The sequence below is a fragment of the Bacillus litorisediminis genome, assembly GCF_022808645.1.
Taxonomy (GTDB): Bacteria; Bacillota; Bacilli; order Bacillales; family JC228; genus Bacillus_BF; species Bacillus_BF litorisediminis.
In genome coordinates this window covers 39,630-53,476 of sequence record NZ_JAKZKT010000032.1, presented here as the reverse complement: position 1 = coordinate 53,476, position 13,847 = coordinate 39,630, and the positions used below count along the sequence as shown (strand labels likewise).

General features: G+C 38.0%; 15 protein-coding genes and 2 rRNA genes. 16 read left to right on the top strand and 1 reads right to left on the bottom strand.

The window, feature by feature from the left end; all coding sequences use genetic code 11:
• The 13 genes from MLE14_RS15735 to rsmI form a co-directional block, all read left to right on the top strand.
• A 23S ribosomal RNA gene (locus tag MLE14_RS15735) occupies nucleotides 1-104 on the top strand; the annotation flags it as partial.
• Between the two features lie 81 nt (nucleotides 105-185).
• A 5S ribosomal RNA gene (gene rrf / locus MLE14_RS15730) occupies nucleotides 186-302 on the top strand.
• 229 nt (nucleotides 303-531) lie between these two features.
• Nucleotides 532-735: a sigma factor G inhibitor Gin gene (locus MLE14_RS15725; protein ID WP_243299368.1), complete on the top strand. Its 204-nt coding sequence runs from the start codon at nucleotides 532-534 to the stop codon at nucleotides 733-735.
• Between the two features lie 158 nt (nucleotides 736-893).
• Nucleotides 894-2,324 (top strand): aminotransferase class I/II-fold pyridoxal phosphate-dependent enzyme, encoded by a 1,431-nt coding sequence (locus MLE14_RS15720; protein WP_243299367.1) that lies wholly within the window; start codon nucleotides 894-896, stop codon nucleotides 2,322-2,324.
• A gap of 13 nt (nucleotides 2,325-2,337) precedes the next feature.
• Complete coding sequence (gene tmk / locus MLE14_RS15715; protein ID WP_243299366.1) at nucleotides 2,338-2,982, top strand: dTMP kinase; 645 nt, start codon at nucleotides 2,338-2,340, stop codon at nucleotides 2,980-2,982.
• Nucleotides 2,983-3,185: 203 nt separating this feature from the next.
• Nucleotides 3,186-3,515, top strand: a complete 330-nt coding sequence (locus MLE14_RS15710) for a cyclic-di-AMP receptor (RefSeq protein WP_243299365.1) — start codon at nucleotides 3,186-3,188, stop codon at nucleotides 3,513-3,515.
• 107 nt (nucleotides 3,516-3,622) lie between these two features.
• Complete coding sequence (locus tag MLE14_RS15705; protein WP_243299364.1) at nucleotides 3,623-4,063, top strand: YaaR family protein; 441 nt, start codon at nucleotides 3,623-3,625, stop codon at nucleotides 4,061-4,063.
• 14 nt (nucleotides 4,064-4,077) lie between these two features.
• Nucleotides 4,078-5,076 carry a DNA polymerase III subunit delta' gene (holB, locus tag MLE14_RS15700; RefSeq protein ID WP_279326342.1) on the top strand — a complete coding sequence of 333 codons (999 nt, stop codon included), beginning with the start codon at nucleotides 4,078-4,080 and terminating at the stop codon, nucleotides 5,074-5,076.
• Nucleotides 5,077-5,078: 2 nt separating this feature from the next.
• Entirely contained in the window at nucleotides 5,079-5,894 is an 816-nt protein-coding gene (locus tag MLE14_RS15695) for a PSP1 domain-containing protein (protein WP_243299363.1), read from the top strand.
• Between the two features lie 27 nt (nucleotides 5,895-5,921).
• Nucleotides 5,922-6,281, top strand: a complete 360-nt coding sequence (gene yabA / locus MLE14_RS15690; protein ID WP_243299362.1) for a DNA replication initiation control protein YabA — start codon at nucleotides 5,922-5,924, stop codon at nucleotides 6,279-6,281.
• A gap of 104 nt (nucleotides 6,282-6,385) precedes the next feature.
• Nucleotides 6,386-7,129 carry a tRNA1(Val) (adenine(37)-N6)-methyltransferase gene (locus MLE14_RS15685; protein WP_243299361.1) on the top strand — a complete coding sequence of 248 codons (744 nt, stop codon included), beginning with the start codon at nucleotides 6,386-6,388 and terminating at the stop codon, nucleotides 7,127-7,129.
• Nucleotides 7,116-7,403 carry a GIY-YIG nuclease family protein gene (locus MLE14_RS15680; RefSeq protein WP_243299360.1) on the top strand — a complete coding sequence of 96 codons (288 nt, stop codon included), beginning with the start codon at nucleotides 7,116-7,118 and terminating at the stop codon, nucleotides 7,401-7,403. Before MLE14_RS15685 ends, MLE14_RS15680 begins: the two co-directional genes overlap by 14 nt.
• The gene (gene rsmI / locus MLE14_RS15675) at nucleotides 7,381-8,253 is read left to right on the top strand and encodes a 16S rRNA (cytidine(1402)-2'-O)-methyltransferase (RefSeq protein ID WP_243299359.1); all 873 of its coding nucleotides are present in this window, start codon (nucleotides 7,381-7,383) and stop codon (nucleotides 8,251-8,253) included. The genes MLE14_RS15680 and rsmI overlap by 23 nt, the downstream gene beginning before the upstream one ends.
• Nucleotides 8,254-8,485: 232 nt before the next feature.
• On the opposite strand, the gene MLE14_RS15670 is transcribed toward rsmI, so the two are convergent.
• Nucleotides 8,486-8,773, bottom strand: coding sequence for an AbrB/MazE/SpoVT family DNA-binding domain-containing protein (locus MLE14_RS15670; RefSeq protein WP_243299358.1), 288 nt, complete (start codon nucleotides 8,771-8,773; stop codon nucleotides 8,486-8,488).
• Between the two features lie 616 nt (nucleotides 8,774-9,389).
• Here MLE14_RS15670 and metG point away from each other — a divergent pair.
• The 3 genes from metG (at nucleotide 9,390) to MLE14_RS15655 (ending at nucleotide 13,800) form a co-directional block, all read left to right on the top strand.
• Nucleotides 9,390-11,351, top strand: coding sequence for a methionine--tRNA ligase (metG, locus tag MLE14_RS15665; RefSeq protein WP_243299357.1), 1,962 nt, complete (start codon nucleotides 9,390-9,392; stop codon nucleotides 11,349-11,351).
• Nucleotides 11,352-11,610: 259 nt separating this feature from the next.
• Nucleotides 11,611-12,378 carry a TatD family hydrolase gene (locus MLE14_RS15660; protein ID WP_243299356.1) on the top strand — a complete coding sequence of 256 codons (768 nt, stop codon included), beginning with the start codon at nucleotides 11,611-11,613 and terminating at the stop codon, nucleotides 12,376-12,378.
• 138 nt (nucleotides 12,379-12,516) lie between these two features.
• Complete coding sequence (locus MLE14_RS15655) at nucleotides 12,517-13,800, top strand: ubiquitin-like domain-containing protein (RefSeq protein WP_390629005.1); 1,284 nt, start codon at nucleotides 12,517-12,519, stop codon at nucleotides 13,798-13,800.
• Nucleotides 13,801-13,847 lie beyond the last annotated feature (47 nt).

The window sequence follows — 13,847 nt, the reverse complement described above, 5'->3', positions numbered from 1 at the left end:
TATGCAAGTAAGATCCCTTGAAGATGACAAGGTAGATAGGTCTGAGGTGGAAGCACGGTGACGTGTGGAGCTGACAGATACTAATCGATCGAGGACTTAACCAAGTTTATGGTGATTTTGGTCCTTACCTTATTCTTTAGTCGTTATCTAGTTTTGAGAGAACGATGTTCTCTGCATTGATAAGGTCTGGTAGCTATGGCGAGAAGGTCACACCCGTTCCCATCCCGAACACGGAAGTTAAGCTTCTCAGCGCCGATGGTAGTTGGGGGCTCTCCCCCTGCGAGAGTAGGACGTTGCCAGGCAAAGCAAAACAACCTAGGGTTTTGATCCTAGGTTGTTTTTTTATTGTCCGAAGGACAAACCGATTAGGTTTGACTAAAAAGTTTGATCCCGACCCGCTCCAATCAGGACATACACGTAATTAAACATAGATCCATACTGTATCTTAGAATGTAAACGATTCAAAAAAGAAGGTAAATTTTGAATAGTTGCTGGGGGATTTGTCCATCCTATCAATATGGAGGTGGAGATATGAGTACAATGCAAAACTCTGGGAAAATAAAGGAATTGTGCATCATCTGTGAAGAAGAAAAAGAACACGGGATTCATTTGTATACATCTTTTCTTTGTTGTGAATGTGAGAAACAAATGCTTACTTTAGAGCCTGGTGATCCATTTTATCAATATTTTATTGAAAAAATGAGAAAGATAAAAAATATCCAGATTTATTCATAGCTTAAAAGAATGATAATGTATGAAGGAAGAACAAACGATTGCTCGGATACGCAATCGTTTTTTGCATGTTAATCTATGACCAAACCATCATGTAACCTTGTTGAATTAGAAAATCGTTGATACAATGAATATATTTGAAAGAATAAGGAGTTTATCCGATGAATGGTCAGGAGCAAATGCCTCTTTACGAAGCTCTACAGCATCACATACAATCTAATCCTCTTTCATTTCATGTTCCTGGTCATAAGGGTGGATTATTATTTAAAGAAAAATCTAAGCTTTTTGCTGCAGATATAACTGAGATTACAGGAATGGATGATCTGTATCATCCGACAGGTATTTTATTGAAGGCCCAAAAACTTTTGACTGATTTGTACGGAAGCGATAATAGTTTATTTTTAGTTAATGGATCAACAGTTGGCAATTTAGCGATGATATATGGGACATGCTCAGAAGGAGATCTCGTCCTTGTTCAGCGTAATTGTCATAAATCCATTATCCATGGTTTAATGCTGGCAAAGGTACGGCCTGTGTTTCTAGAACCAGAATATGAACGGGATTGGGGCATTGCGAAAGGAATATCGATTCAAACACTAGCTGATGCCCTAAAGCTGTATCCAGAAGCAAAAGCCTTAATAGTAACCTATCCTAATTATTATGGAATGGCTGATAAAATTGAGGATTTAATCAAACTTGCCCATAAATATAAAATTCCTGTGCTCGTTGACGAAGCACATGGTGCTCATTTCATTGGAAAGGATCCATTTCTTCGTTCATCTTTACAGCTAGGTGCAGATGTTGTGGTTCAATCGGCTCATAAAACATTGCCTTCGTTAACGATGGGGGCTTATCTTCATATTAGGGAAGGCTTGATTAGGGCAGAATCTATACAACAAGCTCTTTCAATTCTGCAGACAAGCAGTCCTTCTTATTTAATTATGGCATCGCTTGATTATGCAAGATCTTATATAGGGACTTTTACGGAAAATGACCTTCAATTCTGGAGAAAATATAAAGAAGAAATACATGAGCGCCTCAGTGCGATTTCAGGAATTAACATTTATCAGGATCCATTTACAGATCCATTAAAGGTCACTTTAAAATTAACGAATGGAGATAGCGGACAGACTTTTCAGAGGTTATTGGAGGAACAAGGGATATATCCGGAATTTTCAGATCCGGCGAATGTTTTATTGATCTTTCCTTTATTTAAAAAAGCACATGAAAAAGAAGCACTTGCTTATCTAAATGTGTTGGAAGATGCCTTAAAAAAAATAACTATTTATACTGCCAAAGAAAGAGAAAAAAAGCATTCCCCATTTCAGAGCAGCAGTAATCGGGTAAGAACACCTGAAGTGCCTCTTTATCAGGCAAAGGTGTCGGATAAAAGGTGGATACCGATAACTGAAGCACCTGGAAAGGTTTCTGGAGGCATGATTATTCCCTATCCGCCAGGCATTCCTTTGATTATGCCAGGAGAAAGTATTGAGCAACGTCATATAGAGGAATTGAAGCGATTATTGGAACATAAGACACATATCCAAGGTGATGGATGGAATGAAAATCATCAGATACTTGTATTAGCGTGAGGAGAGACCTATTGTGACAAAAGGTTTATTTATTACATTTGAAGGCCCAGAGGGAGCAGGAAAGACAACGGTTCTTCAAATGTTAGCGGAAAATTTACAAGCCAAGTACCCCATTATTGTGACAAGAGAACCTGGGGGTATAACGATAGCAGAGAAAATAAGGGAAGTTATACTGAGTCCCTTACATACAGAAATGGATTCAAAAACAGAGGCATTACTTTATGCAGCATCCCGGCGCCAGCATCTTGTCGAAAAGGTGATTCCAGCTCTTAATAGCGGGAGAATTGTGCTTTGTGACCGGTTTGTTGATGCTTCCCTTGTTTACCAAGGATATGCGCGAGGAATCGGAATTAATGAAGTTTTAGAAATCAATCAATTTGCGATAGAAAATCTTATGCCTGATTTAACGATTTATTTTGATATTCGTCCAGAAATCGGAATGGAACGGATTCAAAAGCATAAAGGCCGAGAAGTAAACCGATTAGATTTGGAGAAAATGGAGTTTCACGAAAAAGTCCGTGAAGGCTACCAAATCGTTGCAAATCGCTTTCCTGAAAGAATAGTTACGGTTAACGCTGAATTATCATTAGATTCAGTTTATAGCCAAGTAGAAAAAACGGTGATGCTTCAATTGGATCAGTGGAGAAGGCACCCTTAATTTTCATAAGGAAAGGAGGATTTTAAGCTATTTTCCACGAAAACATAAGAGAAATTATATTTTAGGATGAAACGTTTTGACATCCGTTCTTCAGGTTATTGGTAAACATGGAAGATGGACATATCATCAGTTCGTTCACCTATGTTTCGTCCCAATAATATATTGGTATAATACAAGATAAAAGAAGAAACGGAGGAAAGGGAATGAAACTCATTTTGGCTGTTGTTCAAGACCAGGATAGTAACCGCCTGCTTAATGCATTGGTAGAAAATAATTTCAGGGCAACGAAGCTTGCATCAACCGGCGGATTTTTAAAATCAGGCAATACAACTTTTTTAATTGGAACTGAGGATATTCGTGTCCAAAAAGCATTAGATATTATAAAAGAAAATTGCAGATCACGAGAACAGCTGGTAGCACCTGTATCACCAATGGGAGGAAATGCAGATTCATATGTGCCTTACCCTGTTGAAATCGAAGTAGGGGGAGCCACCGTATTTGTTCTTCCTGTTGATCAGTTCATGCATTTTTAGTTAAAATTTTAGAAAATCCAAGGTTTTGACAAAGAGAAAAGTAAATGGCCAAGTGCCATTTTCTTATTTGCGCTTAGATTTTATCGCTGAGAATAGGTGATGGGACAGTGAAAATACAACAGGATATCAGAGTTGGGCTTGATTCACTTAAGTTAGAGCAAAAAGCAGCCTATAATCAAAGAAATTCCTTTCAATCGATGATTGAAAAGCAAGGAAGCCGTTTAAAAACAGAAGAACTGGGACGTTTATTGAAAGACATAGATGTGGCCGGACAAAGACTTGCCCGTTCACGCCAGTTTCAGGATTTAGCTAAGTTCAAGACGCTTGTTAAGAGGTTTGTTAAAGAGGCTGTTGATTTTGGTTTTAATTTGAAGCAGTCAAAGAGCTGGAGCGGCTATGGGGAAAATCGGACGCTTCGACTGATTGAAACAATAGATGAAAAGCTCATTTCTTTAACAGAAGAGTTAAGACTGGGTGAAAAGGATTCGCTCAATCTCCTGGAACAAATCGGAGAAATTAAGGGTTTGCTGATAAACCTGTATACATAAAGAGGTGAATACCTTTGAGCGCACAATGGGAAGAATTTAAAGCGAAACAGCCAACAGCAGAGAAGATGCTGCGAAATGCTTTACAGAGAGATCGGTTGGCTCATGCCTATTTATTTGAAGGAATAAAAGGAATCGGAAAGGTACAAGCCAGTAAACTACTTGCCCAAAGCTTTTTCTGTATAAATCAAATAGATCATTATCTGCCATGTGGAGAGTGTCATCACTGCAGAAGAATAGAAAGTGGTAATCATCCTGATGTACATATTATTGAACCTGATGGCCAGTCTATTAAAAAAGGACAAATTCAGGCATTGCAAATGGAGTTTTCAAAATCCGGGATGGAATCAGCAAAAAAATTCTATTGCCTTGTGCATGCAGACCGAATGACAACAAATGCAGCAAATAGCTTATTGAAATTTTTAGAAGAACCGCAAGCTCAAACGATGGCTGTATTAATTACTGAACAGCTCCATAACATGTTAAGTACCATCCTGTCACGTTGTCAGGTTGTTTCATTTAAACCTTTGTCTGCTAATCTTCTAATTAAACAGTTAATCTCAAACGGAATACCACAAGATATGGCTCCCCTTCTTTCCCAATTAACACAAAATGTAGATGAGGCACAACAATTATTTTCGGATGAGTGGTTTGCACAAGCACGAAAAAAAGTGGTAAAATTATATGAAGCCCTACAAAAAAGTGATGAAGAAGCACTTTTGTGGCTTCAGCAAGAATGGTACAAGCATTTCCAAGATCGGGAACAGGTGAATATGGGCCTGCAAATGCTCTTATTTATATATAGAGATCTCTTATCGATTCAGCTGAATCGTAAGGAAAAATTAATTTTTCCCTTTATCATAGGTGATTTAGAGCGATCTGCCTTAAGTATTTCACAGACCACTATCTTAAAATCTATAGAAACCATTTTGAATACCAAGCGGATGTTAGATGCACATACTAATCATCAGCTCCTGATGGAACAAATGGTACTCAGCTTAAAGGAGGGATCGTGAGAGTGTATAAGGTTGTAGGTGTCCGGTTTAAGAAAGCTGGAAAAATCTATTACTTCGATCCAGGGGATTTGCTACTTCAAAAGGACGATTTTGTAATTGTTGAGACTGTCCGAGGTGTTGAATATGGAAGAATTGTCATTGGTCCCAAAGAGGTGGGGGAACATGACGTTGTCCTTCCATTAAAAAAGGTTCTTCGGATTGCAGATCATAAGGATCGTCTTATCGTCGAAGAAAATAAGCAGGCAACAAGAGAGGCTTATCAGGTATGTTGTGAGAAGGTTGAAGAACATGGGCTGGATATGAAGCTGGTCGATGTTGAGTATACATTTGATCGGAATAAAGTTATATTTTATTTTACTGCTGATGGCCGGGTAGATTTTAGAGAATTAGTTAAGGATTTAGCAGCGATTTTCCGGACTCGCATTGAACTGCGTCAAATAGGAGTGCGTGATGAAGCAAAAATGCTAGGCGGAATCGGTCCATGTGGCAGAATGTTGTGTTGTTCAACGTTTTTAGGTGATTTTGAACCCGTTTCTATTAAAATGGCAAAGGATCAAAATCTTTCCTTAAATCCTACAAAGATTTCTGGGTTATGCGGTCGTTTGATGTGTTGCCTAAAATATGAGAATGATGAATATGAAACGGCAAGAAACGAACTTCCGGATATTGGCGAATCCATTCAAACCCCAATTGGAGAAGGAAAAATTGTTGGGTTAAATATTTTAGAGCGGGTCATGCAAATTGAAATCCCAGAACATGGAAGAGTTCTAGAGTACACGCTTGATGAATTAAGAAATCAGGATGCTGTTTCCCACTAATCCGCAAAGTCTTGAGGTGGATAAGCTTTGGAAAAAAAAGAAATTTTCAATGCACTAAGTAGTATGGAGCAACAAATTGGTCATTTGTATCAGCAACTTGGGGAAATGAAGCAGCATTTAGCGGAAATATTAGAGGAAAACAATACGTTAAAGATTGAAAATGACCATCTTCGTAAGCGATTAGAGCAAACCACCTCTAAAGATGCGCAGCATCAAACGGAAGGTGATGGCGAGAATCCATCGGAGCGGGTAATTGATATTGGAGAAGGATATGATAATTTAGCCCGTCTTTATCAAGAAGGATTCCATATCTGTAATCTTCATTTTGGAAGTCCTCGCCGTGAGGGAGACTGTTTGTTTTGTTTATCTTTTCTCAATAAAAAATAAATGAATGAGAGTCTTCCTTTGTGGAAGGCTCTTTTTAACGGGGTTCAGAAAAAGAAATGGTCAAGCCTGTTTTAGACAACACTTATTAATAAAAGGGGTATTTTATGGATTGGTTAAAGGACGATGAAAGGTTAGATTACTTATTAGCAGAGAATTTACGCATTATTCAAAGCCCCACTGTGTTTTCGTTTTCGTTAGATGCTGTTCTTTTAGCTCGTTTTGTGTATGTTCCGATTCAAAAAGGACAAATATTAGATTTATGCAGCGGAAATGGCGTCATTCCTTTACTTTTATCAGGCCGTACGAAAGCTAAGATAACGGGTGTGGAGATTCAGGAACGGTTATATAACATGGCAGTTAGAAGTATTGAGCTAAACTGCCTAGACCACCAAATTCAAATGATTCATGGGGATTTAAAAGAAATGCCTGCCGAATTGGGTCATGCTATATATGACGTAATTACATGTAACCCTCCATATTTTCAGACACTGTCAAAAGAAGTACAAAATCAAAATCAATATTTTGCACTGGCTCGTCATGAGATCGCCTGTACTTTAGAAGATGTAGTCTCTGTGTCCTCTAAATTAGTAAGACCGGGGGGAAAAGTAGCCTTTGTACATCGTCCGGGGAGGTTAATGGATATAGTAACACTAATGAGGCAATATAGGCTTGAGCCGAAGCGACTGCGATTTGTGTATCCAAAGGAAGGAAAAGAGGCCAATATGATTCTGGTAGAGGGAACCAAGGATGCGAATCCGGATTTGAAAATCCTTCCTCCACTTTATATTTATACGAATGCGAATGAGTATACAGAAGAAGTGAAGGAGCTTTTGTATGGAACCCTATAGTCATTTTATATATGTTTTAGAATGTGCGGATGGCAGCTACTATACCGGGTATTCGACTGATGTGAAAAAGCGGGTGTCGGTCCATAACGCCGGAAAAGGGGCCAAATATACACGTTCCCGTTTACCTGTAACATGTATTTATAAAAAAGGCTTTGAAACGAAACAGGAGGCATTACAAGAAGAATATGCATTTAAAAGGCTTTCCCGGAAAGAAAAAGAACGATTTTTAAAAGGTAAGGGGGAACAGGATGATGTGGAAACAGAAAAGCTATAATCAAGAGGATAATCAAGGTATTCTTTTTCTTGTTCCAACTCCAATTGGAAATCTGAAAGATATGACCTATCGTGCCGTTGAAACATTAAAGGAAGCAGACCTGATTGCAGCGGAGGATACCCGTAATACAAGAAAACTTTGCAATCATTTTGATATACATACTCCTCTTACCAGCTATCATGAACATAATAAGGCGACAAGCGGTGAAAAGCTGCTTGCTGCTTTAAAAGAAGGAAGAAAGATAGCGCTTGTTTCCGATGCTGGTTTACCGGCTATTTCAGATCCGGGCTGGGAACTGGTTGAACTATGTCACAAAGATTGTATTCCTGTTATTGCTTTGCCTGGAGCTAATGCTGCCATTACGGCTCTTATTGCTTCAGGGATTAAACCTCAGCCTTTTTATTTCCATGGTTTTTTAAATAGAAGTAAAAAGGAACGGAGAGCTGAGTTGGATGAGCTGCAATATCGACCAGAAACACTTATATTTTATGAAGCTCCGCACCGAATAAAGGAGACATTAGATGACATATTGCTGGTTTTAGGGAATCGTCAGGCAGCAATTTGCAGAGAATTAACCAAGCTGCATGAAGAATACATACGCGGTACGATTGATGAACTGGTGAACGTTGTGAAGGAAGAGCCATTAAAAGGGGAAATTTGCCTTATTATTGAAGGCGGAGAACCGAAAGATGAGGAGAGTGAACTTTGGTGGGCTCCACTTTCAATTGAAGAGCATGTTACCTATTATATAGAAGAAAAAGGGTTAACCTCTAAAGAAGCTATTAAACAAACTGCCACCGACCGTTCGATGGCTAAGCGGGATGTATATCAGGCATTTCATATCGAATAAAGAAAACTTTGCTAGCGCAAAGCCTTTTGGTGCAGGCGATTGCCTAGTTGCGCTTATCACGCTTGAAACGCCACGTCCTGATGTAAAGCTTGACTTGGCCATCCTGGCAGTCGTTCTTTATTCCTTAAAATTTTTACTACATCGAATCCATCTTATTGCAGAAATTTTATGCTTTTTTAAAGTAAAAAAAACAAAGGAATCATAAGATACCTTTGTTTTTTTATGGCTTTGTTTAGTTAGCTTTTGCGTGAAAATGGTTTTGAATTTCATTAATTAACATTTCAGCGCCTTCACGGCTAAGCACAAGTTTACCGCCTGCAAGTGCAATGTTTTGATCGGAAACTTCACCAGTGATGTGGCAAGTCATGTTTGGTTTGTATTTCTTGAGGATAATTTTTTCGTCATCAACATAAATTTCTAAAGCATCTTTTTCAGCAATACCAAGAGTTCTGCGAAGCTCAATTGGAATTACAACACGGCCAAGCTCATCAACTTTTCTTACAATACCAGTGGATTTCATTGGGTTTCTCCTCTCACATTTTTAAAATAGGATTCTATTATTTTCGCTTATTAACTTTCGCCATTATTCGACAAATTTCTATGAATTTATGATACCAGCCTTTCCCAAATCCGTCAATAATTTTATTTTATTGGTATGGCCACTTTTTTGTGAAAATTTTAAAAACCTTATTATTTCAAGGTTTTGTACAGTTTTTTGTATTAGAAACATGCGAAAGAATTTTCGACAAAAATCATTAAAAATTTCGACAAATTTCTGCTCTGGCTATTTTTATAGGATTAATAGAATGCAATAAGAATGAAAAAGTGTCAATGCTTTATCATGTGACAAAAACCCCTCTAGAAAATTGTAATAATAGATACCCCTTTAAGGTACAGGTTTAAACATAGTAAAAGGAAATATGGCAAAACTGTTGTAAAATAGGAATAGATAAGGCTGTTAAAAGGTTACAATTAGATAGGTATACGTTAAAATAGACAGTAGGCATTTTTAAATATTGTCTTTTAATTTTAGATTAAATTAAAGAAAGTCTCCGTCTGGTTTATCCTTTGTTATCTTTTAATTTTTTATTTAACTATTTATAATCGTTTTAGAATAAGTATTGGAGGACGGTAATATGGGAAAATCCGATCAAACATTTTATATTACGACACCTATTTACTACCCTAGCGGTAATCTTCATATAGGTCATGCTTATACAACAGTTGCTGGTGATGCAATGGCCCGTTATAAACGTTTAAGAGGTTTTGATGTTATGTATCTGACGGGTACCGATGAGCATGGGCAAAAAATTCAAAGGAAAGCTGAAGAAAAAGGAGTTACCCCTAAAGCGTATGTTGATGAAATCGTTTTGGGAATTAAGGAACTGTGGGATAAACTCGATATTTCCTACGATGATTTTATTCGGACAACTGAAAACCGTCATAAGGCTGCCGTTGAAAAGATATTTGCCAGGCTCCTTGAACAAGGGGATATTTATTTGGATCAATATGAAGGATGGTATTGTACCCCTTGTGAATCGTTTTTTACAGAGCGCCAATTAGCTGATGGAAATTGCCCTGATTGCGGCCGTCCTGTTGAAAAGGTTAAAGAGGAATCTTATTTCTTTAAAATGAGTAAATATGTAGATCGCTTAGTAAAGTATTACGAGGAACATCCTGAATTTATCCAGCCAGAATCACGTAAAAACGAAATGATAAATAATTTCATTAAGCCTGGGTTAGAAGATTTAGCGGTTTCAAGAACCACCTTTGATTGGGGAATTAAGGTTCCTGGTGATCCAAAACACGTGATTTATGTTTGGATAGATGCTCTTTCCAACTATATTACTGCTCTAGGCTATGGCAGTGAGAATGAGGAGAAGTATCAGAAATATTGGCCGGCTGATGTTCATTTAGTAGGAAAAGAGATTATTCGATTCCACACGATTTATTGGCCAATTATGCTTATGGCATTGGATCTCCCGCTTCCTAAAAAGGTATTTGGTCATGGCTGGCTTCTTATGAAAGATGGAAAGATGTCTAAATCAAAAGGGAATGTGGTTGATCCTGTCACTCTGATTGATCGCTACGGTTTAGATGCACTGCGTTATTATTTATTAAGAGAAGTGCCTTTTGGTTCTGATGGAGTATTTACACCAGAGGGATTTGTTGAAAGAATAAACTTCGATTTAGCCAATGATTTAGGGAATCTGTTAAACCGGACTGTTGCGATGATTGATAGATATTTTGATGGTGAAATTCCGGTGTATAATGGTTCTAATCATTCATTTGAACAAAGCTTATTGGAAGTTAATAAAGAGACAGTAAAGAAATATGAAGCAGCCATGGAGGATATGGAGTTTTCCGTAGCGCTCACTTCATTATGGCAGCTTATAAGCAGAACCAATAAATTTATTGATGAAACTCAACCATGGGTTTTAGCTAAAGAAGAAGCGAAAAGGGACGAATTGGCAAGTGCTATGGTTCACCTTGCCGAATCATTAAGAAGAATTGCTGTTCTGCTTCAGCCTTTTCTTACAAAAACACCAGGTCTAATTTTCGAGCAGCTTCAAATAACTGACCCTGAGTTAAAGTCTTGGGAAAGTCTTGCTGAATTTGGCAAAATCCCTGCCGGAACAAGAGTTAAAAAAGGTGAGCCGTTATTTCCTCGCTTGGAAGTGGAAGAGGAAGTTCAATATATAAAGGAAAAAATGCAAGGCGGGGCACAGCCGCAAAACGAACCTATAAAGAATAATGAAGAGATTAAAGAAGTGAATGAAATCACAATCGATGATTTTATGAAAATTGAACTTCGCGTGGCAGAGGTTATTCACGCAGAGCCGGTTAAAAAGGCCGATAAGCTTTTAAAGCTTCAATTGGACCTAGGCTATGAAAAACGTCAGGTGGTTTCTGGGATTGCTCAATATTACAAGCCTGAGGATCTAATTGGCAAACGAGTTATTTGTGTTACGAATTTAAAGCCTGTTAAGCTCCGTGGCGAGTTGTCGGAAGGTATGATTTTAGCAGGTTCAAAAGATGGAGTTTTATCATTGGCAACAGTAGATAAAGAGTTAGAAATTGGAGCAAAGGTGAAATAACAATTGTTATATCGGTAAAACATAGGAATGTTTCACGTGAAACAAAAACGTGTTACAATCCTATGTTTTTTGTTTCATTTATAAAAAATATTAATGAATTAACCTATATTATAGAAGTTTTTATTTGTAACCAAAAAATATTATTTGTAATATGGCCGGAAGAAACTATATAAGAAAAATGCGTTTGTTTTCTTTCTATAATTTTTAAAGGGTAAAATTATTTGTTTAAGAATGTGCGACAGGATAAGGAGTGTAAAACATGCTTTTTGATACACATGTGCATTTAAATGACAAACAGTTTGAAGAGGATTTGAACGAAGTAATTGAAAGAGCTCTCCAAAAAGATGTAAAAAATATGGTGGTAGTAGGATTTGATCGTAAAACGATAGAGAGGGCAATAAATTTAGCGGAAACCTATGATTTTATCTATGCAAGTGTGGGCTGGCACCCTGTAGATGCTATTGATATGACAGAAGAGGATCTTGAGCTTTTAGAAACACTCTCGGCACATCCAAAGGTAGTAGCTTTAGGAGAGATGGGGCTAGACTATCATTGGGATAAATCGCCCAAAGAAGTGCAACATGATGTGTTCAGAAAGCAAATCCGCCTTGCAAAAAAAGTTAACCTTCCCATCATTATTCATAATCGTGATGCAACAGAAGATGTTGTGAATATTTTAAGGGAAGAAGGGGCCAATGAAGTCGGCGGCATTATGCATTGCTTTAGCGGAAGCGTCGAAATCGCCAAACAGTGTCTGGATTTAAATTTTTATATATCGCTTGGAGGTCCGGTTACGTTTAAAAATGCGAAAAAGCCAAAGGAAGTGGCAGAAGCCATTCCGCTTGATAAGCTTTTGATTGAAACAGATTGTCCCTATTTAGCTCCACATCCATATAGAGGGAAAAGAAACGAACCGTCTTACGTCTCATTAGTGGCAGAAGAAATCGCCACGATTAAAGGGATAACCTACGAAGAGGTAACTGCACAGACAACGGCTAATGCAAAAAAACTTTTCGGCATATCGTGACACCAATTCTTGTCGAAAATTGCATAGACCTGTCCCATTTTTTTCGGATTCTCTAAAGTTCTACACGTCTTCTTTTATTCATAGGATAAACATGTCGATAAGTCTTTCTTCCCTTTTTTGTGAGGGTCATGCATAATTATGACTACCTTCGATAAAGTTTTAGGGGTTGACATGCAGAGTAACTCTCTATATAATCACTTCCGTGAGAAGGAGGCGTTTTTCAACGTGAATAATCCCGTGAAAAACCTGTTTTCCGAAATGAGTAAAAGGAGACTTTTACTGTTATCATTCGGCGCACTAGTCTTTTTGCTGGCGCTTACGCTGATGGTCTACCAAGGCACGAAGAAGACGGTTGCCCTGACGCTAGACGGTGAAGAGAGAATAGTTAAAACTCATGCCGACACTGTAGAAGATATTTTAAGAGAATTAGAGATACAGGTTGGTACAGAAGATTATTTGTTCCCGAAAGCAGAGACAAAAATTAAAAACAACCTAGAAATTGCATGGGAACCAGCAAAACAGGTTACAATTACTTATAACGATAAAGAGCCAAACAAGGTTTGGACAACAGCAGATTCTGTTAAAGAATTGTTGGAACAGCAAGGAATAGAAGTGAAAGAACAGGATCAGATTTCTCCTGGTTTAAATTCATCCATCAAAAATGGTCTGCAAATTAATGTCGAGGAAGCTTTTAAAGTGACATTAGTAGATGGAGGAAAGCTTAAGGAGCTATGGTCCACTTCGACTACGGTCGCTGACTTTTTAAAACAACATGGGATTCAGCTCAACGAATTAGACCGAGTTGAACCTAAGCTAGAACAAACCATTGACGACAAAACAAAAATTAACGTCGTTCGAGTAGAAAAAGTCACCGATGTAGTGGAAGAATCAGTGGATTATGCGGTTGTTACCAAAAATGACAACAGCTTAAAAAAGGGAACTGAGAAGGTCATTCAAGAAGGACGAGAGGGCCAAGTATCCAAGGTCTATCAGGTAGTATTAGAAAATGGCAAAGAAGTGTCTCGTAAACTAGTAGAAACGAAGACTTTACAAGAAAGCCAGAATAAAATTGTTGCTGTTGGAACTCAGGTTCAAACAGCAAGTATTTCCCGTGGCTCCGCACCTGTGAGCGGTAAAGAATTTTACGTCAATTCAACGGCTTACACAGCGTTCTGTAATGGATGTTCTGGCGTTACAGCAACGGGTATTAACCTGCGCTCAAATCCGGACATCAAAGTAATTGCTGTTGATCCGAGTGTCATTCCATTAGGTTCAAAAGTATATGTAGAAGGGTACGGCCATGCCATTGCAGCCGATACTGGTTCTGCGATTAAAGGCAATAAAATTGATGTTTTCTTCGCAACGAAGGAAGAAGCCTATCGCTGGGGAGTCAGAAAAGTAAAAATAACGATTTTAGAATAACAGAGGAACCTATTTCCTCTGTTTTTTTTATTTGCAGTCACATATTG